The organism is Limnoraphis robusta BA-68 BA1 (genome assembly GCF_034932365.1).
GTDB classification, from domain to species: Bacteria; Cyanobacteriota; Cyanobacteriia; order Cyanobacteriales; family Microcoleaceae; genus Capilliphycus; species Capilliphycus robustus.
This window is the reverse complement of record NZ_JAYGHR010000009.1, coordinates 85,344-107,391: the sequence shown is the minus strand read 5'-3', so window position 1 is coordinate 107,391 and position 22,048 is coordinate 85,344. Positions and strand designations below refer to the sequence as shown.

20 protein-coding genes are annotated in these 22,048 nt (G+C 41.2%); 9 read left to right on the top strand and 11 right to left on the bottom strand.

Features of this window, described 5'->3' with window-relative positions; translation table 11 throughout:
* Positions 1–144: 144 nt before the first annotated feature.
* Both hemW and carB read right to left on the bottom strand, forming a co-directional pair.
* The gene (hemW, locus tag VB836_RS06760) at positions 145–1,389 is read right to left on the bottom strand and encodes a radical SAM family heme chaperone HemW (protein WP_323218609.1); all 1,245 of its coding nucleotides are present in this window, start codon (positions 1,387–1,389) and stop codon (positions 145–147) included.
* A 543-nt stretch (positions 1,390–1,932) separates the two neighbouring features.
* Positions 1,933–5,211, bottom strand: coding sequence for a carbamoyl-phosphate synthase large subunit (gene carB, locus VB836_RS06755; RefSeq protein WP_323218608.1), 3,279 nt, complete (start codon positions 5,209–5,211; stop codon positions 1,933–1,935).
* A gap of 505 nt (positions 5,212–5,716) precedes the next feature.
* Between carB and VB836_RS06750 the strand changes: the two genes are divergently transcribed.
* The 4 genes from VB836_RS06750 (at position 5,717) to VB836_RS06735 (ending at position 7,825) form a co-directional block, all read left to right on the top strand.
* Positions 5,717–5,974, top strand: coding sequence for a hypothetical protein (locus VB836_RS06750; RefSeq protein WP_046276560.1), 258 nt, complete (start codon positions 5,717–5,719; stop codon positions 5,972–5,974).
* Between the two features lie 2 nt (positions 5,975–5,976).
* Positions 5,977–6,891: an ROK family protein gene (locus VB836_RS06745; RefSeq protein ID WP_323218606.1), complete on the top strand. Its 915-nt coding sequence runs from the start codon at positions 5,977–5,979 to the stop codon at positions 6,889–6,891.
* A gap of 180 nt (positions 6,892–7,071) precedes the next feature.
* A complete protein-coding gene (locus VB836_RS06740) occupies positions 7,072–7,212 on the top strand; it encodes a hypothetical protein (RefSeq protein ID WP_323218605.1) in 141 nt (46 codons plus the stop codon).
* Between the two features lie 205 nt (positions 7,213–7,417).
* Complete coding sequence (locus VB836_RS06735) at positions 7,418–7,825, top strand: YidH family protein (protein WP_323218604.1); 408 nt, start codon at positions 7,418–7,420, stop codon at positions 7,823–7,825.
* Here the strand turns inward: VB836_RS06735 and VB836_RS06730 are convergent, their stop codons facing one another.
* Both VB836_RS06730 and VB836_RS06725 read right to left on the bottom strand, forming a co-directional pair.
* Positions 7,826–8,230 (bottom strand): YidH family protein, encoded by a 405-nt coding sequence (locus VB836_RS06730; protein ID WP_323218603.1) that lies wholly within the window; start codon positions 8,228–8,230, stop codon positions 7,826–7,828. It lies immediately after the preceding gene.
* Between the two features lie 266 nt (positions 8,231–8,496).
* Positions 8,497–9,384 carry a response regulator gene (locus VB836_RS06725; protein ID WP_323218602.1) on the bottom strand — a complete coding sequence of 296 codons (888 nt, stop codon included), beginning with the start codon at positions 9,382–9,384 and terminating at the stop codon, positions 8,497–8,499.
* 539 nt (positions 9,385–9,923) lie between these two features.
* On the opposite strand from VB836_RS06725, the gene VB836_RS06720 reads away from it, so the two are divergent.
* The 5 genes from VB836_RS06720 to VB836_RS06700 all read left to right on the top strand — a co-directional run bounded on the left by VB836_RS06720 (position 9,924) and on the right by VB836_RS06700 (position 13,095).
* Complete coding sequence (locus VB836_RS06720; RefSeq protein ID WP_049561401.1) at positions 9,924–10,505, top strand: COP23 domain-containing protein; 582 nt, start codon at positions 9,924–9,926, stop codon at positions 10,503–10,505.
* A gap of 120 nt (positions 10,506–10,625) precedes the next feature.
* Positions 10,626–10,970 carry a hypothetical protein gene (locus tag VB836_RS06715; RefSeq protein ID WP_323218600.1) on the top strand — a complete coding sequence of 115 codons (345 nt, stop codon included), beginning with the start codon at positions 10,626–10,628 and terminating at the stop codon, positions 10,968–10,970.
* 249 nt (positions 10,971–11,219) lie between these two features.
* Positions 11,220–12,146, top strand: a complete 927-nt coding sequence (locus VB836_RS06710) for a response regulator (protein ID WP_323218599.1) — start codon at positions 11,220–11,222, stop codon at positions 12,144–12,146.
* Positions 12,147–12,166: 20 nt separating this feature from the next.
* The gene (locus VB836_RS06705) at positions 12,167–12,391 is read left to right on the top strand and encodes a hypothetical protein (protein WP_323218598.1); all 225 of its coding nucleotides are present in this window, start codon (positions 12,167–12,169) and stop codon (positions 12,389–12,391) included.
* 122 nt (positions 12,392–12,513) lie between these two features.
* Complete coding sequence (locus VB836_RS06700; RefSeq protein ID WP_046276568.1) at positions 12,514–13,095, top strand: SH3 domain-containing protein; 582 nt, start codon at positions 12,514–12,516, stop codon at positions 13,093–13,095.
* 97 nt (positions 13,096–13,192) lie between these two features.
* Here VB836_RS06700 and VB836_RS06695 read toward each other — a convergent pair whose 3' ends face one another.
* The 7 genes from VB836_RS06695 to VB836_RS06665 all read right to left on the bottom strand — a co-directional run bounded on the left by VB836_RS06695 (position 13,193) and on the right by VB836_RS06665 (position 21,544).
* Positions 13,193–13,366 carry a hypothetical protein gene (locus VB836_RS06695; RefSeq protein ID WP_323218597.1) on the bottom strand — a complete coding sequence of 58 codons (174 nt, stop codon included), beginning with the start codon at positions 13,364–13,366 and terminating at the stop codon, positions 13,193–13,195.
* Positions 13,367–13,516: 150 nt separating this feature from the next.
* Positions 13,517–13,882: a response regulator transcription factor gene (locus tag VB836_RS06690; RefSeq protein WP_046276570.1), complete on the bottom strand. Its 366-nt coding sequence runs from the start codon at positions 13,880–13,882 to the stop codon at positions 13,517–13,519.
* 406 nt (positions 13,883–14,288) lie between these two features.
* On the bottom strand, positions 14,289–15,116 hold the full coding sequence (locus VB836_RS06685; RefSeq protein WP_323218596.1) for a transglutaminase-like domain-containing protein: 828 nt from the start codon (positions 15,114–15,116) through the stop codon (positions 14,289–14,291).
* Between the two features lie 421 nt (positions 15,117–15,537).
* Entirely contained in the window at positions 15,538–16,692 is a 1,155-nt protein-coding gene (locus VB836_RS06680) for a baeRF7 domain-containing protein (protein WP_323218594.1), read from the bottom strand.
* 69 nt (positions 16,693–16,761) lie between these two features.
* Entirely contained in the window at positions 16,762–17,388 is a 627-nt protein-coding gene (locus VB836_RS06675) for an HPF/RaiA family ribosome-associated protein (protein WP_046276574.1), read from the bottom strand.
* Between the two features lie 49 nt (positions 17,389–17,437).
* The gene (locus tag VB836_RS06670; RefSeq protein ID WP_323218592.1) at positions 17,438–18,202 is read right to left on the bottom strand and encodes an SH3 domain-containing protein; all 765 of its coding nucleotides are present in this window, start codon (positions 18,200–18,202) and stop codon (positions 17,438–17,440) included.
* Positions 18,203–18,436: 234 nt separating this feature from the next.
* The gene (locus tag VB836_RS06665) at positions 18,437–21,544 is read right to left on the bottom strand and encodes an MFS transporter (RefSeq protein WP_323218590.1); all 3,108 of its coding nucleotides are present in this window, start codon (positions 21,542–21,544) and stop codon (positions 18,437–18,439) included.
* Positions 21,545–22,048 lie beyond the last annotated feature (504 nt).

Genomic DNA, 22,048 nt, shown 5'->3' with positions numbered 1-22,048 from the left:
AATTAGCCTTCCTCTCTACAGGGAAACGGTATAAATTACCATGCCTAATCAAAAATTTTTCTTTTGCTGTTTATTCTTTTTAGGAATTTTTTTTAATTAGATTAATCAAGCAACACCGAACAACTGTTCTGGTTAAATTATGACTTAACTGTACTGCAAAGAAATTTCAGCATCACTAAAATAGCTGAATAAACTGGCTAAAATCGTATTAGAAAATAAAAACCCATTTGGATCGGTTAATCTCAAATAGCCTTGTAAATCTCTAGATTGATCATTGCCGTCAACGGCTACAATTTCCACCCATCCCTGTTGCTGGTAAGGATACAAGCATTGCAAAATTTGTTGAACCGTTTGCTGTCCAAATTCTTCAGACAAACAACCCAGACTCACCCCTTCAGCCAAACGCAACCCCAACATCAGCCTTTCCAATAAAAGATCACAAGCCGTATTGATCCATTCAGCATTTGAACTTTGATTTTCAGAGCGAACCCATTGATAATAGAGTTGAGTTTGTCGAGGTCGGGTGAGGCGATATCCTTGTAAATAACTCGCAGCCCCCATGCCAAACCCATAATAAGGCAAACAATGCCAGTAAACTAAATTATGACGACACTGCATCCGAGATCGGGCATAATTTGAAATCTCATAATGCTGATAACCGGCTTGAGTCAAGGTTTCTTGCGCCAGACGATACATCGTGGCTGTGGTTTCATCACTCGGTAGGGGAGACTCTCCAGGGGAATAATATCGGCCAAACACCGTTTTCGGTTCAACAATCAAGTCATAATGAGACACATGAGGCGGATTAATTTTTAAGACCTGTTCTAAAGATTGTTGCCAAAGTTCTATCGTTTGATCAGGTAAACCAGAAATCAGATCAATACTGTAGTTAGAAACGCCAACACGGTGAATCAACTCAATAGCAGTCCAGACATCCGCCACCGTATGCGATCGCCCACAAGCTTTTAAAAGTTCATCCTGAAACGCTTGTACTCCCAGACTAACCCGATTCACCCCCAAATTCACAAACCCTTGTAAGTGATCTTGATCAAAGGTGTCCGGGTCCATTTCCATCGAAATTTCAGCTTGAGAGTCAATCCCCAAGCGTTGATCAAGACTGTCCAAAATTTGACCCAACTGACTCACCGATAACAGCGAAGGAGTTCCCCCGCCAAAAAAAATCGTTTCTAGAGGCTGATCTGTAACGGGGGTTTGGGTAATTTCCTCACACAACACCTCAACATACTGTTGTATCCAAGTTGCATTTTCACCCCGTCGGCGATCGCCCACCACAGAAACGGCAAAATCACAGTAAAAGCACCTGCGACGACAGAAGGGAATATGAAGATAAGCTGATTTTGGAATTGAGGAAATGTGGCGGTTTATCATCTCAAAAATTTCTATAATCACATATCCAGATTATTTCACTTGCAGGGTGTTGGGCGTAGTCAGTTGATTTATTCTGTTATCAGGGTAGGGGGAGTTCGGTACAGTTATCAGTTGTAGGGGGAATTCATCAATTACCCCTAGCCGTGACTGTTCACTGTCAAGCAGAACTCGCCCCTAAAGCTATCTTTTAATATTGACATACTCCCCATTTCTAAAGAAAGGGGATTCTCCAAGCCTCACGGCTTTGGATTACTGATTCATTGACAACCCTTACAGCAAGCTAGTTTCCTAACCTACTCCAGAGGGGTGAGTCTCCCCAGTCGTTCATCTCATTTCAGAGATAGTTTCGGTATGCCCTACCGTACTTGAGAAAAAAATGCTTGATTCTCTGTACTTGGTGCTTTAAGGTTTTATATGGCCAAAGCATTCAGAGCAAGAACCCCGTACCTTAAGTTTTCAAGGTTCATTGCATCGATTAGATGCTGGGTTTTTCAACTGGTTGAATACCCTGCCAGTAGAGTTATTCTAGCATTAGAAAGAGCCTTATATCCCCATACCTGAAGGTAGGGGCGTGTGCGGCAATTTTTGGTAATCCTGAATTGCTTTGACCTCAATAGACCCTAACTTCATCGCCCGAATTGCAGCAACCGTCGCCCTCGCCCCAGCTAGAGTGGTAATAATCGGAATTTTGTAGGCTAAGGCTGTGCGACGAATTAAAAGCCCATCCGCCCTGGCTTCTTCTCCTGAAGGCGTAATCAGTGCCAGTTGAACGTTTTGATTTTTCATCGCATCTAACACATGGGGACGACCTTCGTGCAGTTTCAACTCTAAATCGACTTTAACACCATGTTCCCACAAAACCCGACGAGTTCCCATTGTCGCTGTTACTTTGAAGCCTAACTCCAGAAAATCGCGTACAATCGGGACAACAGCCGTTTTATCCCGGTCATTCATCGAGACAAATACTGTCCCTGAGAGTGGTAGAATCTGACCGGCAGCGAGTTCGGCTTTGGCAAAGGCTTTTCCAAACTCGGTATCAATTCCCATGACTTCCCCAGTTGAACGCATTTCTGGGCCTAACAATACATCGGTTCCGGGGAATTTGGCAAAGGGAAGAACCGCTTCTTTCACCGCCACATAGGGGGGAACTTGCTCTTCGGTAAATCCTAACTCTTTTAAGGTTTTACCGGACATGACTCGAGAGGCGATTTTCGCCAACGGAATTCCTATGGCTTTGGAAACAAAAGGAACGGTTCGAGAGGCGCGAGGATTGGCTTCTAAAATAAAAACCTGTTCACCTTGGACTGCAAACTGAATATTCATCAAACCGACAACTTTTAACGCTTTGGCGAGTTCAATGGTTTGACGACGAATGGTTTCAACTGCTTTTTCAGGTAAGGTTTGATAGGGAATAGAACAAGCTGAATCTCCCGAGTGAACGCCTGCTTGTTCGATATGTTCCATGATACCCCCAATCACCACTTCTCCGGTATGATCGGTGATCGAATCAACATCGACTTCGATCGCATTTTCCAGGAATTTATCAACTAAAATGGGGTGATCGGGTTCTATCTGAACCGCAAACATCATGTAACGTTCTAAGTCTTCATCGGAGTAAACAATTTCCATCGCCCGTCCCCCCAATACATAAGAAGGACGCACAACTACAGGATAACCAATCCGACGGGCAATGGCTAATGACTGTTCATAATTGCGAGCCATCCCATTTTCTGCTTGTTGAATGTCTAATTGACGCAATATCTTTTCAAACCGTTCTCGATCTTCTGCGGTGTCAATTGAGTCTGGTGAAGTTCCCCAAATTTTCAGATCGGGATTTTTTTCAGCGTTGGCTTCGAGATATTTTTGCAGGGGAACGGCTAATTTTAGAGGCGTTTGTCCGCCAAATTGAATGATAATTCCAATGGGTTTTTCCGCCTCAATAATATTAACCACATCTTCTTTTGTGAGGGGTTCAAAATAGAGGCGATCGCTGGTATCATAATCGGTTGAAACCGTTTCTGGGTTTGAATTCACCATAATCGTTTCATAGCCATCCGCCCGTAACGCATAGGACGCATGACAACAGCAATAGTCGAATTCAATCCCTTGTCCGATGCGGTTGGGGCCACCACCGAGAATCATTACTTTCGGTTTATCAGAGGGGAGAATTTCATCTTCTTCCCAATAGGTTGAATAGTAATAAGGCGTTCTAGATTCAAATTCTGCCGCACAAGTATCGACCATTTTGTAAACGGGTTTAACTGCTAATTGTAAACGATAAGCCCGCACTTCATCTTCGGTGGTTTTGGTGGCATAAGCAATTTGGCGATCGCTAAATCCCTGGCGTTTAATTGCTAAGAGTTGATCCGCATCTAACTGTTTTAAAGGCGTGCGTTTGATCAACTTTTCGGTGTCTAAAATTTCTTGGAATTTATCTAAAAACCAAGGATCAATTCCGGTGAGTTCGTAGATTTCTTCTACCGACATTCCCAACATCAAAGCGTGTCGAACGGCTAAAATTCGTTCGGGGTGAGGCGTGCGTAATGATCCGGCGATACTGTCTAAACTGGGTAGTTTTTCAGAGCGATCGCATCCCCAACCTGCTAAACCTGTTTCCAGACTTCGTAACGCTTTTTGAAAGGACTCACAAAAGGTTCCCCCAATTGCCATTGCTTCGCCCACAGACTTCATTTGAGTGGTTAATGTGGGTTGAGAACCGGGAAACTTTTCAAAGGCGAAACGGGGGATTTTTGTCACGACATAATCAATCGTGGGTTCAAAGGAAGCGGGTGTTTTTTTGGTGATGTCATTTTTGATTTCATCGAGTGTATAACCCACCGATAATTTAGCGGCAAATTTAGCAATGGGAAACCCTGTTGCTTTAGAAGCTAACGCCGAAGATCGAGAAACCCGAGGGTTCATCTCAATCACAATCATATCCCCGGTGACGGGATTAATAGCAAACTGAATGTTAGAACCGCCCGTTTCAACGCCGATTTCCCGAATAATTTTAATTGACGCATCTCGCAGTCGTTGATATTCTTTATCGGTGAGGGTTTGTGCAGGCGCAACGGTGATAGAATCTCCTGTATGAACTCCCATTGGGTCAATATTTTCAATCGAACAGATAATCACCACGTTATCTGCAAGATCTCGCATGACTTCGAGTTCAAATTCTTTCCAACCAATCAAAGATTGTTCAACGAGAATTTGAGAAACCGGAGACGCATCTAAACCCCCCGCCGCGAGTTCTTCATATTCTTCTTGGTTGTAAGCAATACCGCCGCCTGTTCCGCCCATTGTAAACGCCGGACGAATAATTAGAGGATAAGATCCAATTTGTTGGGCGACAACCTTGGCTTCCTCCATGTTATTGACGATGCCAGAAGGACAACAAGCTACACCAATGCGTTCCATCGCTTGTTTAAAGAGAAGCCTGTCTTCGGCTTTTTCAATGGCTTCTAATTTAGCGCCAATTAACTCAACGCCGTATTTTTCTAAAACGCCATTTTTCGCTAACGCGACAGCCAGGTTCAATGCGGTTTGACCCCCCATTGTAGGAAGTAAGGCGTCGGGGCGTTCTTTTTCAATGACTTTTTCGACAATTTCGGGAACGAGGGGTTCGATGTAGGTTCGTTCCGCCGTTTCGGGATCAGTCATAATGGTGGCGGGGTTGGAGTTGACCAACACCACTTCGTATCCTTCTTCTCGCAAGGCTTTACAGGCTTGGGTTCCGGAGTAGTCAAACTCACAGGCTTGTCCAATGACAATCGGGCCAGAACCTAACAGCAGAATTTTATGTATATCGTCGCGTCGAGGCATAGTTATTCCTGATGGATTCTCTATAATTGGGTTGTTCGTTTGGTTGTCAATGATAACTCCCGATTGTCAGGGTACTGGTTTGACTTAATACTTACTGTAGCTTTTGCAGCCAATGGAAGAAGGCAAGAGGCAAGAGGCAAGAGGCAACAGGCAAGAGGCAAGAGGCAAGAGGCAATCTTGGAATAGGCAACAGGCAAGAGGCAACAGGCAAGAGGCAACAGGCAATAGGCAAGAGGCAAGAGGCAAGAGGCAAGAGGCAATCTTGGAATAGGAAATAGAACATTCTTTCCTCCTGAACTCCTGAACACAGCCAACTTCTTTCCTTCTAAACTTCTGACTTCTGACTTCTTCGGACTCCGGGGCGGGTTTATGTAACTTATTTCTGGGATACATAGATTTTTGGGGAACCCGCCCCTACAGTTCCTTTGATTTTTGGTGATATAGGAAGTCCCTGAGCGGGGTAAAATGACTACACGAAGGAATCTATCACGTTTGGGGAACGGTTATGCCAAATCCGAGTTCATTTGCAGTATACCTGATGATTGATGGGGGACATCGGGAAGAAATACGATTTTCTACACTTCAAGAGTTTCAGGTCTGGTATCAAAAGGTGTTGATTCCTAAATATACCTCCGATGAGTTTCTCAATGTTCCCATTAAAACGATGCAAGGGGAATATATGGTGGTTCGTCCGTCGAGTATTAAGGCGATACGGGTTGAACCGATTTTTACCACCAGTATTGATCGCGATGAGGTTGAGTAAGATTGAAGGATCAGCAAATTTCATCTCAGGTGATTGGTGTTGATTTGGGCGGATCGGCGATTAAATTGGGGCGTTATGATGCTTTGGGAAACTGTCATCAGTCTTTAACGGTTCCCACTCCTCAACCTGCAACGCCAGAAGCAGTTTGTTTAGCTTTGTTAGATGCGATCGCCCAAATGAGTCAAAACGTTCCATCTATTCAAGGGATTGGGATTGGTTTACCGGGGCCTGTTGATGCCAGTGGGCGAATTTCTCAAATTGCGATTAATCTCAAAAACTGGCAAAATGTGCCGTTAGCCGATTGGATTGAAGCTAAAACAGGTTTGTCTGTTGTGATGGCAAATGATGCCAATTGTGCGGGGTTAGGAGAGGCTTGGTTAGGGGCGGGACAAAGGTTTAAAAATCTGATTTTGTTAACGTTGGGAACGGGTGTCGGTGGGGCAATTATTCTGAATGGTGAATTGTTTGTTGGGCCTCAAGGAACTGCGGGAGAATTGGGATTAATTACGTTAAATTTTGACGGCCCGGTTTGTAATAGTGGAAATCAAGGCTCTTTAGAACAGTATGCCTCAGTTCAAGCAATTCGTCGAGAAACGGGTTTAGAACCTGCTGAACTGGCTGCTAAAGCAAAATTAGGTGATACAAAAGCGATAGAATATTGGCAGCAATACGGCCGAAGATTGGGGGCAGGTTTAGCGAGTTTAATTTATATTTTAACACCTGAAGCGATTATTTTGGGTGGTGGAATTAGTGCGGGTGCAGAGTTGTTTTTACCGAGTACGATTGCCGAAATTGAACGTCGAGTGTTAGCGAGTTCTAGGGTAGGATTAGAGTTATTAATTGCAGAATTAGGTAATCAAGCGGGTGCTATTGGTGCCGCAAAATTAGCCTTTGATAGTTTGGTTTTCAAGCACTAATTTTAAAACTCGCCTGTTATACTGAGAGAAACATCATGGAAGAAACGATATCATCATTCAGGCTAAATAAGTATGACATACCGAGAATAAATTACCATCAAAGTTCCAGCCGATCTTGCTGAAAGTTACCGCAACGCTAACGAACAGGAAAAACAACAAATAGAAACTCGAATTGCCTTTTTGTTAAAAATTCAAATTCTGTCCCAACAAACTGCTATTGATAAATTACGAAAAACGATGAGTGAAATCGGTCAAAAAGCGGTTGCAAAAGGATTAACTCCAGAAATTTTAGAAGATATCTTAAAGGATGATGAAGGATAACCTGTTTGTTTTTGATGTGAATATCATTATTATAGCGGTGTGCGCTCGTATGAGGTACAAACCAGTTTCCCGGTTTCTGCTAGAAACCGGGTTTCTACCCAATCGGTGTACCTCACAGAACTGAAAACTGCTATAGTGCAGTTTGAATTCCTCAAAGTAAGCCTGATTTAGCGATTCGGAAGGCTCAGAAAAAGTAGTAATAACGATGCAAGATCATCCAACTCCTCCACTGAATCCCCAAGCTGAACTGGCAAAAGAACGCAATCGAGCGGCGGCTGAACGAACGTTAATGGCTTGGATTAGAACTTGTTTATCACTAATTAGTTTTGGCTTTGGGATTGATCGAATTGTCAGCGCTATTTTAAGTTTTCAAAATGTGGCAGATCGGGTTAATCCAATACGTTTGTCGCGTACTCTTGGCTTGAGTTTTATTGCTTTGGGGATTTATGCGATGATTGCAGCGATTATAGAGCATCGTAAGGAGTTACGACACATTCAGCGTCGTGGAGATTATATTTATACGCCTCGTCGATCTTTAGGATTAACGGTTGCACTGGGGTTAGTGATCATTGGGATAATGGCTTTTATGGGAATTTTGATTAGGACTTTGTAGTTAAAAATTGAATGAGAGCAAAATAACAATCACTGCTGCTACACCAAAGATGAATACAGCACTCCCAATGGCAATATTGAGAGGACGACTAGAGATTGAGATGTAGTTATCTCGTTCGATAGATTTGATAATAATGCGATGTTGGATGATGGCAATGATCAGCAAAGCGATTCCGAGTGCTATTAAACTTAATCCCAAGATTTGAGAATATTTGAGGAGAATTACCCGACTTTGTAGGGGGAATGTTGTTTCTAAAGCTTCAAAAATTTGCTCAAATGCTATGCCTAAACCGATGAGTGTAACACTATTTTGAATCCAAGAGGCGAGTGTCCGTTCTGCGGCGGCGCGGTTACGTTCTTTGGCTAATTCGTTTGTTGCTCCTGTTGGCTTTGATGGTAAATTCATTAGTAAATAGTTCCTGGATTTTTAAATCTTTTATGATCGGAAAATTTGTTCTCTATTTTAATTTATACAATTAAAAACGATGCTCAATAGGGGGTGAAAACAGAAAAGAAGTAGGATGTAAATTTTTCGGTATAAAAAAGAATTCTGGTGATTACTATCCCTTTCTTAAAAAACACTGAAAATCTTGCTCATTTTTATCGCTGACATCGTGAAATTGTTAATCGAGTTGAGCCGCATTTACAAAAAGCCTCAGAAGATACTAGCTCTTATTTTTCGACGATATCTTCTTCTGCATAAATCCAGATTAACTGCAAATAAGTTTGTAGCTTTTGCAAGAGTTCATCTACTTGAATGGGTTTAGTAATCCAGTCACTACATCCGTTTTCAAGAGCTAGTTTTTGATCTTGATTTGACGTACTTCCTGAAGTGGCAATCACAGGCAAATAGTTATATTCAAGCGATAGACGTAACTGTTTGACCATTTCTAAACCATCTAAAACAGGCATAATCAAATCTGTAATGACTAAATCCGGTTGAAAGGCTTTTATTTTTTCTAATCCTTCCTGTCCATTATTCGCTTCTTCAACTGTAAAGCCCCATAGTTCCAGTAAGTTTTTGAGAACTAAGCGATTTTCTGAGGAATCATCTACGACTAAAATTTTACATTTATCTCCACTAAATCCAATAATATTTTGGTGATCAAAAATGGCATCAAGTTCTATTTGATCAACCTTTGATTTTGAAATATCAAGTCTTTCATTAATGAGTAAAAGTAGATGTAAACCACAATTATAAATCACATCTACACTCTCTTTTTGTTTCGAGTTTAAATTGGGATCTCGTTGTAGGATTTGAGCAGAGGCTAAAATTGTGTTTAAAGATGTTTTCAACTCAGGGCTAAGATTAGCAATCAATTGACTTTTCGCTTGGTTAGCCGCTTCAGCGACTAATTTAGCTTGCGATCGTTCTGCGGTAGGTTCTTCAAGTCTTTTTTCGAGCGGTTTGATTATATTAATTCTATAGACTAAAGCCAGTGCTATACAAAGGACTGTTGACAGAATTAGCAAAGCTGGATATGTAATTAAAATCTGGAAATGTTCGGGAAGTACATCTAACAAGGGAAAGATTGTTAGAATGCTGGATATTTTTTTCATAAAGATAATTCAGTCGCTTCTTTAATATAATTTGCTTTCCACAAAAGTTAATGACCGAAAGCCAAGGCGTTGATTTTTAATAGGTTGAGTGAGTTGGGTTTCCGTTTCTCAGAGGGTTTGCCAGGCGTTGGCGTGGATCAGTGCGATCGCGAATGGGAGATCGGGAAACAAAGTATATATAGAAGAATGGAAAGCCAACAAATGAGAATAATTGCCTACCAATTACAAAGGCTCAATGACTTTACCAATCTAGCCTTGAAAAGTCTAACTCGTTTTTTTCTAAGTTGGAAAAGTCGCTGGGGGTAAAGCCAGAAGAGCAACGCTTAAGCGACAACCCAGAAGTAGACAAGAGAGTTTGTCACCTCCGTTTTGTGATCCCCCTCACTTTTTGATTACTTTCCCCTTACCTCCAGACCTAGATCAGTTTGCAACACATCACTTTGTTCTTACTGACAAGACTGTTCATTTTGCCGTACCTTAAAAAGTATCGCAAAGCCAAACAACTCCTTACTCTGAACATTACCTCTAGGTAAACTAACATGAAAATCACCATCAAAGCATTCGTTGCTTCGGCCATCATTACCGCAGGTTTAGTCGGTACAGTTTCCCAAGCAGAAGCCAAGCCTTCTAATACCTATGTAAGAGATCGGGTCGTTTTTGAAGTGGTTGAAATCAACGCTGAAAAAGACGAATACGGTACGGTTCCAATGGTGGTTCGTGAAACCTATGACTTGGATAATCCAGATCTATTAGGTGACTATCCAGTAGTTGAAACCCAAGTTGTTCAAGCAGCTTCTGAACCTTTAATTATCTGGAGAGAAACACTTTCGTCTAGTGATCCTAAAGGTTCTTATACTCCCGAACGTCGCGCTCATGCAGTTAGCACTCGCTTGACTAACTTAGCAGAATCTTTAGGAATTGAAACTCTAGAAGAGATGTACCAAGCTGGAGTTGTCAATAACGAAATTGTAATTTTTGCTTCTCAAGAAGCAGGTGAAGCCAACACGGATAATGTGGTTTTCACCTTATCCCCAGGAAACCGCAATGACGGGGACATCTTTGTTGAACACATGCAAGAATACGGAAATGGAACGGCAAGTGGTGAGCCGCTCTATAACTAATTTCAGGTGCTTATTAATGGGAGTTGTACTCTACTTTCCGTATGATTTGAGTTCAACAAGCAACTCCCATTTTTTTCTTGAAATCGCTCATGTTTAACCCCAAAATTGGAGGAGTGTAAAATGTTTAAAGCTGTAGACCGATTCAAGACCATTATTGGTTATTTTCTGGTTTACGCAATCAGTTCAAACGTCAACTATCCGAAGGTATTCAGGAGAATAAAAACCATGAAAATCACATTCACTGAAATCTTGCTCACTGCAACTGCTTTGGTTACTACAATTGGTGTTCATGCTCAGATTGCACCACAAAAAGCAGAAGCTACAGTTAAATTGGCTGCTCTAGATTCTTCTGAATCTTTACCGTTAATTAGTTGGTATCCAAGCAAAAAAATGACGAAAGATACTTATCTGTGTCAGAGTGCATCACTCGATTTAAACAAGAGTCTGAAGTCACCGGGAACATAGAATCAGCTCTTACCTAAAAATCAAACTCAATCCCTGGCTATTCGATCAAATTTTCGGGCAATTCAGATCGAGTAAAAAATAAAATAAAAATCTAAAATTTTTAAGATAAAAAGCTTGAGACCTTGAAAATATAAAAATCATCAAAAATGATAACTTAATCGCTCTTACCGTATCACTTGGGAAAATCAAAAGTTATATTAAAGTCGCCGAATACTGGCATGAAGTATCACTAAAATGGGGAGACAGCCAATGGAATCTATCACTCAAGAACTGATTTTAATTGTGGATGATAATCCGACCAATATTAAGGTTTTGTCAGATTTCTTGAGAAACTATGGCTATAAAATTTTAATTGCCAAAGATGGTGAAAGTTGTTTGAAGCGACTGGAAAAAATTACACCCGATTTGATATTATTAGATGTAATGATGCCGGGGATAGATGGATTTGAAACTTGTCGTCAGATTAAAGCCTCAAAGGCGACAAAATCTATACCAGTCATTTTAATGACCGCCTTGACTGATACAGTGGATAAACTGAAAGGATTTAGCCTCGGAGCAGCAGATTATATTACTAAACCCCTACAATACGAAGAAGCGATCGCCCGCATTAATGTTCACATTAAACAACGCAGTTTAGTTTCTCGACTTGAGCAAGAAAATCAAATTTTATACGAGAAAAATCGGCAATGTCAAGATGAAATTCGTTGTCAAAGCTGGTTAGAATCTGCACTCCGATTATCGGAAGATAAATTTTCTAAAGCCTTTCACTTAAATCCCTACCCGATTACCATCAGCACTTTACAGGAGGGAAGATATCTAGAAGTGAATCAATGTTTTTGTTGTTCAACAGGTTATTACTATGATGAAATCATTGGAAAAACGGCAACAGAATTAAAGATTTGGGTGAACCCCGAAGAACGCGAAACCCTGATCAATCAACTTCAATCTCAACGTAGCCTTTCCAACTATAAGTTTAAGTATCGTACCCAATTAGGCGAGGTGAAAACAGCGTTACTCTCAGCAGAAATTTTGCAACTCAAAGGAAAAGATTGTCTTCTGTCAATTTATCGTGATATTAGCGATCGCAAATTTTCCTCCGTGTCTCGAGAGTGGATTAAGTTAAAAAAACTTGTTCCTGCTGCTTCTAAAAGTCCGAAAACTTCACGTATGATTTGAACTCTTTACCCCTAAATATTATGGACAGTACCACATTAATTCCGGCGACTGAACAACGGATCAGGGAGTATCAAAACCAGGATCTACCCAAATTAAAACCCCAAACCAAAATGCGTCAAGCTCAACTCAAATGGTTACAAGATCAAAATCTAATGATCACTCAAGAAGAGTTAGAAGCTTTGGAAACCTACACTTTTATGATTCGTAACAAATTAAGCATCTTGCGAGACGTTTACGAAGTTTGATGACTGCTCACCTGTTGCCGATGACTCTATCTTCAATGAGTTAATCCCTAAAAAATAGATCGGCTTTGCTCATCTCAAGTTTTCAACTGTCCACACCTTTTCACCACCAAAGGAGAACTAAAATGAGACAATTATTAGGAAAAGTAGCTACTGTTTTTGCTAGCACCGCAATTACAGGTTTGTCTGCATTCAGCACCTTAACGCCCTCTGCTGTTGGTGCCACTAGAGTTTTCTACAGCAACCCCGACTATATTTATCTGAAAAACGCTCAATGTTTGACCTACAATAATTCTGGAGAAGGGGTAGGAACCTTAGAACAAGGCTACTACAAAGTCCGCCGCTATGGAAACTTTACGGACGGTCAACCCTATGCAGAAGTTTTTGCTGATTTTTCCGCTTCAGGACAAGGTTGGGGAACCGTCAATTTACCGTTTTCTTGTTTAGAAGTCAACAGCAATAGACAATACAATACAATGGTTGTGGCGGGTAATCCCTCTGTTGGCGCTCGCATCAGCACAGGGGGGCGTCCGGTAGGCCTCCGCACAACTCCCAGCTTGGCTTCCTACCTGGGTTCCCTTCAAGATGGAGAGCCTGTTGAAGTGATCGAAAAAGGTGAAAGTAATGATGGAAAAAACTGGTATTATGTTTCTTCGGTTGATGGTTTAACGGGATGGGTACGCTCCGAATATATTTCTTTTGATTAATTCTAACAGAAGTTACCAATCAACCCGGTTTCTCAACGAAACTTCAAGACTTAAAGTTTTGATTCGTCATCAGAAATCGGGTTTTTATTATTGAAATTCAGCTCGGCTTACGACACCGAACCTGGAAAAAGTAAGCGACAACCTGTGCATCTTTGATCTGTGGATATTGACTGGTAATTTCATCATTGGCTTTCGGTTCAACAAATTTTTCGAGAACAAAACCAACATCAATCAGTAAATTTAACCAGTCGCTGATTGTTCGATGATACACAGGAATCCGAAATTTAGGCCATTGTTGTTGGATATCTTCCGGCGCTGCACTGAATATCCATAACGCAATCTTTACATTAATAGCAGATTGTTGGCGTTCCTATCGGTCGCTTTTTTGAGTAACAAGATGGACGGCTTTTTAGATGGGGGCTTAACTGGCTAATAAGTCATCTCCTAAGAGTTTAGCCGTCATTGCGGCTCGGGTTGTTACCCCTAATTTACTAAAAATTCGACGTAGATAAGTTGAAACCGTCCATTGACTAATACCCAGTTCTTTAGCGATACATTTATTGGGTAAACCTTCGGCAACTAATTTAGCGATTTCTTGTTCCCGTTGACTCAGTTGTACCCCTGGATTTGACTTGGGTTGACAGCGTACCAGATAATAATGAGTGCCATCAATATCAGACTCGAAAATCACCTCATTTGTTGCTCCTCCTGAAGTTTGCAACAGATTGGGTGAAGTGGCAGAATTGACTTGAGCGATAAGAGATTGGATAATATCTTGAAAGGTCATGGGTTGTTTTGGGTAAATGGGGTTAATCTGGTTTCTCAGGCTCGTTGTTAGTTTATACGTTCGTCAAACAAGATCAGATGCAGTTGTTTGAGATTCCGATGACCAGCTCCCTGGCTTATTCGCAATTTAACTTCGACATCCGCAGTCAAGAAGCAATTACTGGGTATGTTTCAGAATTGACACTCGGATCTCAGGATATTTCCCCAATAATCAACAAATCTTTATATAGACAACCGTAGATTTACCCGTTTGAAGAACACTTGTCCCTCAACCTCCTACTATGTCACTTAGAAAACTGTCACATCGTCAAGAGGTAACAACAAGCATCCCAAACGGGTTTACCGAACCAGTAATCCAAATCCGCTCGTGTTTGGAGAATCCCCTTTCTTTAGAAATGGGGAGTATGTCACAAACTGGTGATCGCCCCCACTGTGGTTTGCGGAATTTCTTCGCTCAAGCAATCTACTGATACTTTCATCGAGTCAAGTTGAGCCGACCCAAAAATCATCGCAAATGACACATCCGCCGCATCTCGTCCTGTACCAATTCGCACAAACCCTTTCCGGGGTATCAAACGAGTCGCATCAAACAAATACCAGCGAGAGCCTAAATAGGCTTCAAAAGCCGCATGAAAATCTGGCGGTTCTAAACTATAAGCATAGCCACTGACAAAGCGAGCGGGGATGTTTAAAGCCCGACAAAATGCAATTCCCAAATGAGCAAAATCTCGGCAGACTCCAGTCCGTTGCGTGACAATTTCATAAGCAGAAGTCTGAGAATCTGTACTACCGGATAAGTAAGTGATGTTATCATAAATCCAATTACAAATTGCCGTGACTCGGGAATAATCCGGCAAGAGATGACCGAATTCCTTGTTGGCTAAATTGATTAATCGGTCTGACTCACAATATCTCGAAGGATAGACATAATTTAAGACTCTTAAAGGCAGCTTATCTGGTGGAATTTCGGGAATTGTATTGGGATTGTCTTCTTCTAAATAAAGTGCAACTGTGGCTTGATAATTGACTTCCAATTTTCCCTGGGGTGCGGTCAGACGTAACAATCGATTTTTCAGAGGTGATGACACATATTCTTCGGAATTGACCGCCGGTTCGATCTGAAGATGTTCTTCAAAAACCTGTTGTGAACCATTATTAAAAGCACTGATATTAAAAATAAACGTGCAAGGCGTTGCCAGATCGTATTTTAATTGACATCCCACTTGAAACTTCATCGTTTTGATTTCCTTAAGTTTGTGTGTGGTTAAAAAAAAGAAAAAAATTGATTTGAACTCTATTTTTGAATCAACAGAACTGGAGTCCGAGACGTTGGACTGAATTAGTGATGACGCGATCGCATCCGATCATACTCCTCTATTCCTCCAGGATTCTGTTATCTTAAGTTGTTCTCCATCAACAGTCAATTTGAATCTTAGTCAATTGAGATGAGCGCATCCAACATTCCCATCTATTTGCTCTTTCTCTATTCAGTGTTTTGGGTTAATATTTAATATTAGCATAATTCTGGCTATTTTTCTCAGATAGCCAAAATGTCTGCATCTTCACCCTTTCCCCTTTGCGACTCCAAAACCGGAGACAAACAAACAAAGAAGAAAAGGATTAATCCCCTTCTTCACTCTTAATTCTTATTCATTTTTAGTAGCGGAATGTTGCAGCAATTAAAGCGCGATCGGGAAGATTTTCAGGAACATCTGTATAAACTGCACCGCCATTGAGGAAAGTATGAATTGTGGCAAAATCTAACAGATCCTCATTTTCCGGTTGATCTTCTGGTTGCAAAGTGATTTCATGGGTTTCGGGATTAAACTTACCCCATTGTTCCTCATCGATAGCAACAAACAGAGATTCAATCCGTTTATCATAAGCTGCTGTAATAATTTCCTTGAGATCGCGAGACGCTTTTTCTGGGTTGTTTGCCATCAATTCTTGATACTTAGTTGCGGCTTTTTCTTGAGACTCTTGGAAATAAGGTAGAACAATTTCCCAAGCCTGTTTGTGTAATTCCTTGGGATTAGCATTGTCGGGATTTCCTGGAATTCCTTCTGACAAAACAAGCGGATAAATCGTAATGTCTCGATAGATACTGATCACATAATCTACCCCAGCCAAGATCATCGGAGCTTGTTGATCTTCAAGAATGTCATGTAAACCCCGATCAACCTTTTGTAAAAAACGGCGAATTTGATCTTTATTATCATCTACTCCTACACCTTGACCGTGATAAGTTTGAGATTTACCTTGGGGGAGTGCAGGGCTTCCTGAGTGAAGTTGAAGCTGTTGTTCTGTCTCATCATATTTCAACGCTTCTGATAAACTCAAAGGGATTCCTTCAAGAGAAACTTCATCAATATTATAATGACTTGCCTGAAATAAACGCACCTGATTTTGACTCAAAGCTAACACATAAAACCGCCCGTCATTCATTAATAAAGGCATTAACGGTTTAATATGAAAGCGATTACTGATGATCACTTCTTCATCAAAATTGAGCGGAACACGGTAATAACGGAACTCATTTGGAGAAATAAATAAAGCGAGTCCTTCGTCTTGATGTCGCCAAAACTCCCCTTGATCCAGTTGATGAGCCTGTTCTAAAAGTCGTTGAGCATCGGTATCTCGCCAACCCGCTTCTACTAATTTTTCCTCAGCCAAACTGAGAACATTCTTAAACCGAATTGGATCTTGACGAATTTCTGATCCGGCGGCATGAGTCGGCATAAAAATTGTAATGCAATTTTCATCCCGATATTCCATTAACTCTTTAATTTCGCTGGTTGATAAAATACTCATTCTTTAATAAATCTCCAATTCACTATTTCTTTGATTCGGGTTCTTTGATTCGGGAAAATGAAACCCGTTTTAGGAGTTCCATCCCAAGGGTATTTCAACTTCAGTTTCCGAAGCTTTATCGGTACGAACTCCGGGTTTATTCACAATTTGCACGGTTGTTGCTTGCGGCCCTTTTTCACCTTCTTCTTCGACATATCTCACCCCTGTTCCGACTGTTAACCGCTCAAAATCATTGTGTAAAACACTATTTTTATGGAAATAAATCTCGCGATCTTCATCAACAGTTCGTAAGAAACCATATCCTTCCTCGGGGAAAATTTGGGTAACAATCGCAACCATTTGTTGTTGTGAGGGAGAGTTTCTATCCCATTGGCGTTGACGTTCAACTAACTCCACCAGTTGACGACGTGCCGCCTCAAAAGCGTCTCGAATAACGCTTTCTAACGGTTCGTATTGAATACCTTGATCGGGACTGCGATCTACTGCTAATTCGTGACCCGGAGGAACTGTAATATCGAGCCGCACCCGATAGGGGGAACCTGCTTTTGGGTGTTCGTGGTTTTTCTCGATCACAACTCGACAGCTATTCATATAGTTGCAGAATTGCTCAAGTTTGCCAATTTTTTCTCGAACTAAAGAATCAATGGCTTGATTTTTATCTATATTATGATAGGAAATTTCGGGTTGAATTTTCATGTTTATTCTCCTGGATTTCTGTTCAAACAATGATTCCGTTAATTAAGTCCTACGGACAATATTCAAGAAAGTTAGCTGCGACATATCCCTCGATAGGAGCGAAAACCGGAACCCAACCATTTCCACCTCTATTTCTGATAGAAATGTCTTGTCCGTCTTCTAAAGTTCCGATAATTTCTCCTCCCGGTTGCGATCGCACATTTAACCGCGTATTCACATCAACTTGACGACAACTACTGCTAGAAAAAGTGGGGCCAACTGTATCACAATAAGCCAAGTTTGCTGAGGTTACATACCCTTCAACGGGATATTGAACTTGCACCCAACCATTCTCACCTTCATCTTGGATATAGACTCTTTCATCTTCTTCTAATGTGCTGATAATTTTCCCTTGAGGTCGATCTCTGAGCGTTACCAGTGAGGCGTTAACTTTACGACAACCATTCACGGGAGGAGTGAATAAAGCCTCTCCATCAGGAACTTGAGATGTGGTATTTTCTCCGGTACAATAGCGGAGATTTTGTGCATTCACATAACCACTACCAGGGTTTTCTATCGGTACCCAACCGTCTCTCCCTTCATTGGCAATGTAGACATTTTCTCCTTCTTGTAACCGACCGATTTCATTTCCTCCGGGTTCATCTCTAATAATGATATTAGAGGTTTTTGCTTCCCGACAGTTACTTCCGGGGACTGTAGAGGTTTGAGCATTAACGCTTGCGGTTGGCAAAATCAAACTGGTTGCTAATGCTCCTAATGCTGTTAATCCCAGCGTTTTTTTTAAGGGGTTTAAGTCTATGTTGTGAGTCACCATAATTTAACCTTTTTTCTTAAAAGATTTATTCTTATTGATCTATTATGATTGTTTTAGCAGTTAATTTTATCTATCTGGAGTTGTAAATTTTTCTCTATCTTTTTACGAGTTTGATGATTTTATTGATCGCAAAAATGACTGTAAAAAATAGATTTGATCTGACCTGGGCAGAAAATGAGCAAAAAAAATCCCCTGAAAACAGGGGAAAATTAAAACAGAATCAACAGAATATTCTTACACCGTTACACCTAATGCTCCGGCACCAGCAGAAGCTAAAGCCGAAACTAATGCTGTCAGAAACAACCACCAAGCGGCGGCGGCGGCGGCTTGTTGAGTTTCTTCAAGTTGTTTTTGAGTTTGATGCTTAACCCGTTCTATTTGTAATTCCGTTTGTTGTTGTAGGCGTTCTACCTTTTGTAAAACACGGTTCCGAGTCATTTCAATCTGATCAATAATTCGATTAGCATCTGCTTCAGAAATATCTTTGCGAGAACTCATCAATGCTACTAAAGTATCGCGATCAAACTGAGACAAACGCTCCCGCAACGCCTCAAAACCCGCTTGCGGATCATCAAATAAGCTGCGTAAATCATTGCGAATTCCCTCATAGTTCAGTTCGGGTCGATCTAAACTATTGAGATAAGCACGAATTTTCGCAAAGATGCGATCCAGCACTAATTGAACTTGAACATTAATCGTATGTAACTGATCTAAGAAGCGATCACGCACGCTGAAAATATTATCAACAATCTTATTCACCTCTTGTTCAGAAATATCTTCTCGCTGAGACAATAACGCCACTAAAGTTGAACGGTCAAATTGTGACAAGCGATCCTGCAAGCTTGCCATTCCTAAACGCGGATCATTCAGCAATAATTTAAGATCCCGTTGAATGCCATCAGGATTCAGTTCTGATTTCTCCGTAGATCGCAAATAATCAGCGATCACCGTTTGAAAATCATGTACTTTTTGCTGAGTGCGACGAGCCAAACGACGGGGTGATTTTGCAATCGCTTTCAGGGTATTTTGTACTTCGTCAATCACTTGATTCACTTGTTGTTCACTCAAGTCATCTCGCTGTGATAATAACTGTACTAAAGTATCGCGATCCATCTCCGCCAAACGTCTTTTAATGGCTCTACTTCCCACGGATGGATCTTGAAGTAATAGAGTCAGATCTTGTTGAATTCCATCGGGGTTTAGTTCCGGTTTACCTGTACGATAAAGATAGTCTGCGATCGCTGATTTTGCTTGTTCATACTGTTGTTGAGCTTGATCGGCGAGTTGCTGAGGTTGGTAACGAATACGAGTCCAAATGCGTTCGGTTCGATCTAAAATTTTATCGACTTGTTCTTGACTCAAATCCTTCCGTTGACTGAGCAACTGTACCAAAGTATCGCGATCAAATCGAGAAACTCGCGCTCGTAAAGCCGACATTCCCGCTTGCGGATCATCAAGTAACAGTTTTAATTCCTGTTGTATTGCTTGGGGATTAAGTTCAGATTTACCTGTATCTCGCAAATAGGACTGAAGTTTGAGCCATTGTTTTTCGGCTCTCGCTTGAGCGGCTATATTCAGTTCGTGAGCTTCTTTGATCACCTGATCACGATTGATTTCTAACTCCGTTATAATCTCTGCAATTTGTACAGGTGTTAACTCGGGACGATGTAATAAAATCCGTTCAAAAGTTAAGCGATCTAATTGAGCTAAACGGTTACTGAGATGCTGATAATCGGTATCGGGATCTTTAAGAATCGGTCGAAAATTGAGTGCAATTTTCTCTGGGGTTAATTCTTCTCGGGGTGCTGAGAGTAAATAGCGTTCGACTTCGGTTAACAAGGTGAGTGCTTCTTCCCGTTCTTTCGCCGCGTAAGCCGTATTTAACACCTGCAAACGAATGGCATTCAAACTATGAGAAATATGCTCAATTTCCCCTTGAGTTAAAAGTCCTTTTTGTTGCAGACTATCTACAAAGTCGGTGCGATTAATTTGTTCTAATTCTTCGATCACCAGACTCGGATCGGCTTCAGAATCATAAAGCAGTTCGCTAAACTCTCGTTCTAAGTTAGCAGATTTCAGTTGCCATAGATGAGCGTTAGAGAGATAGTTTTCAATATCGGCTCGTAACGGGCTGTAAGGGTGATGATCGCCACTCAATTGATCAGCAACTTTATCTTTCTGTTCGCCTAAATACCCTCTGAGTTGTTTCAGTTGTCCGACAACTTTTTCAGCGTCGAGATCGGATAAATCTGTTCGTCCGATTACTAAGCTGACCAAACTGTTAAATCCCATCATCAAGCCTTGACTTAGGGGATTAGAACTGTCAGTAGGGCTGTGTTTCTGTATTTCTCCAAGAACTGCGTCTAACTGATTAGATAAATCCTCACCCAGCAATGATTTTCGAGGCGCAGATTTGAGATAATCAACGAATTTGGAGAAGTTATTTTGACCTGGGACTTGAGACGTTGTTTTGTTCCAAGCGGCTTCTAATTGTCTCGCCAGACGATCAACTTCTTGTTGAGATAAGTCGGTGCGACTACTGACAAGATCAACAAAAGTTTGACGGTTAACATTTGGTAAATCACCGCTTGCTAAAGCGTTTTGCAATTGTGGATCACGCAGAAGATCTTCAAAGTCGGAGCGAATATTTTGCAGATCGAGTTGGGGAGGACGTAACCCCTGAAGGTAATCTTCAACTTTTTCCCGCACGAAAACCGGATCAAGTCCATCGGTTAATTCGCGACGGACAGCGCTAGCCGCAGCTTCGGCAGTGGCGACGACTTGTTGGGATGCGGCTTTCGATCCAAAGGCGGCGACGGCGGTTCCAAATAAGGCTTGAAACCCAGAAGTTGCTGTATTAACGACTGATCCGATCAGTGATCCAACTGTTGTTGAACTCACCCAGACTAACAGCGAGAAATAAGCGCCCCAAATGACTAATCCGACTATTGCCCCAGAAGTACCAGAGACAAATAAACTGAGTTTGACGGCGAATAAACAGGCAAAAAATAGGGATATCGTGACACTAACTAGGGTGCCTAATCCTAAAGCAAAGCCTATTTTGCGAAGGTTTATACCACTCGATTTAGAATGTGAATGATCCTGATCATGTGATGATGAGTTTCCGAGTAAAGAAATACCTGTCGCCACGCCTAGATTAGTCAGTAACATTTGGAAAGCAAATGCTAATATTACTCCAGTAATTAAAGCGGTAAAAAATTGCGGCCCACTAAAGACCATTGCAGCATCTTCTACCGCTTCGGGTTCCGGTTCGACGATGACTTGAGCCAACCAACTCAGGTGAGAAATGAGCTTTAATGTAGTGAGTTCTCCTAGATTCATTTTGTTTTCTGACTGAATAAGTAGGTGTAAAAGCAAAAGTATAAGATTGCTGGTCTGATAGTGAGCAAATCTTATCAAGATGGAAATAGTATCTCTGATTTTCCAGCAAAGATCGTCTGTCTGGAGTGGGAACTTTGCTGATCTGTTTATTTTTGCTTCTCTATCGTCTGGAATAGTAAAAAGACTGAACTTATGGAAGTTCAGTAGAAAAAGGACGATACTCTATTGACTTTTAACAAATATTTTTAAATAGATAAGGGTAGGATAGCAAGAATTCGAGAGAACGTAAAGAATGACTTATGTTCGGGCGAACTGCTACTATCCTTTCCCTTATCTAGCCAAGTCTTTTAGGTCGGAAATTGAGCTAAAATACATGGGTATTTATATAATACCCTTCAACAATTGGGACGGCAACTCTTAGCTAGGGTATCTTATTTAGCTTGCAACCTAAGCATATCATCTTCATCGGCAGAGTTTATCTATCCACAGATAGAGATCGAACTT

Coding starts and splice junctions, on each gene's coding strand:
- hemW (WP_323218609.1), bottom strand. CDS start 1,389: ATGATAAACCGCCACATTTCCTCAATTCCAAAATCAGCTTATCTTCAT.
- carB (WP_323218608.1), bottom strand. CDS start 5,211: ATGCCTCGACGCGACGATATACATAAAATTCTGCTGTTAGGTTCTGGC.
- VB836_RS06750 (WP_046276560.1), top strand. CDS start 5,717: ATGCCAAATCCGAGTTCATTTGCAGTATACCTGATGATTGATGGGGGA.
- VB836_RS06735 (WP_323218604.1), top strand. CDS start 7,418: ATGCAAGATCATCCAACTCCTCCACTGAATCCCCAAGCTGAACTGGCA.
- VB836_RS06730 (WP_323218603.1), bottom strand. CDS start 8,230: ATGAATTTACCATCAAAGCCAACAGGAGCAACAAACGAATTAGCCAAA.
- VB836_RS06725 (WP_323218602.1), bottom strand. CDS start 9,384: ATGAAAAAAATATCCAGCATTCTAACAATCTTTCCCTTGTTAGATGTA.
- VB836_RS06720 (WP_049561401.1), top strand. CDS start 9,924: ATGAAAATCACCATCAAAGCATTCGTTGCTTCGGCCATCATTACCGCA.
- VB836_RS06715 (WP_323218600.1), top strand. CDS start 10,626: ATGTTTAAAGCTGTAGACCGATTCAAGACCATTATTGGTTATTTTCTG.
- VB836_RS06710 (WP_323218599.1), top strand. CDS start 11,220: ATGGAATCTATCACTCAAGAACTGATTTTAATTGTGGATGATAATCCG.
- VB836_RS06705 (WP_323218598.1), top strand. CDS start 12,167: ATGGACAGTACCACATTAATTCCGGCGACTGAACAACGGATCAGGGAG.
- VB836_RS06700 (WP_046276568.1), top strand. CDS start 12,514: ATGAGACAATTATTAGGAAAAGTAGCTACTGTTTTTGCTAGCACCGCA.
- VB836_RS06690 (WP_046276570.1), bottom strand. CDS start 13,882: ATGACCTTTCAAGATATTATCCAATCTCTTATCGCTCAAGTCAATTCT.
- VB836_RS06685 (WP_323218596.1), bottom strand. CDS start 15,116: ATGAAGTTTCAAGTGGGATGTCAATTAAAATACGATCTGGCAACGCCT.
- VB836_RS06680 (WP_323218594.1), bottom strand. CDS start 16,692: ATGAGTATTTTATCAACCAGCGAAATTAAAGAGTTAATGGAATATCGG.
- VB836_RS06675 (WP_046276574.1), bottom strand. CDS start 17,388: ATGAAAATTCAACCCGAAATTTCCTATCATAATATAGATAAAAATCAA.
- VB836_RS06670 (WP_323218592.1), bottom strand. CDS start 18,202: ATGGTGACTCACAACATAGACTTAAACCCCTTAAAAAAAACGCTGGGA.
- VB836_RS06665 (WP_323218590.1), bottom strand. CDS start 21,544: ATGAATCTAGGAGAACTCACTACATTAAAGCTCATTTCTCACCTGAGT.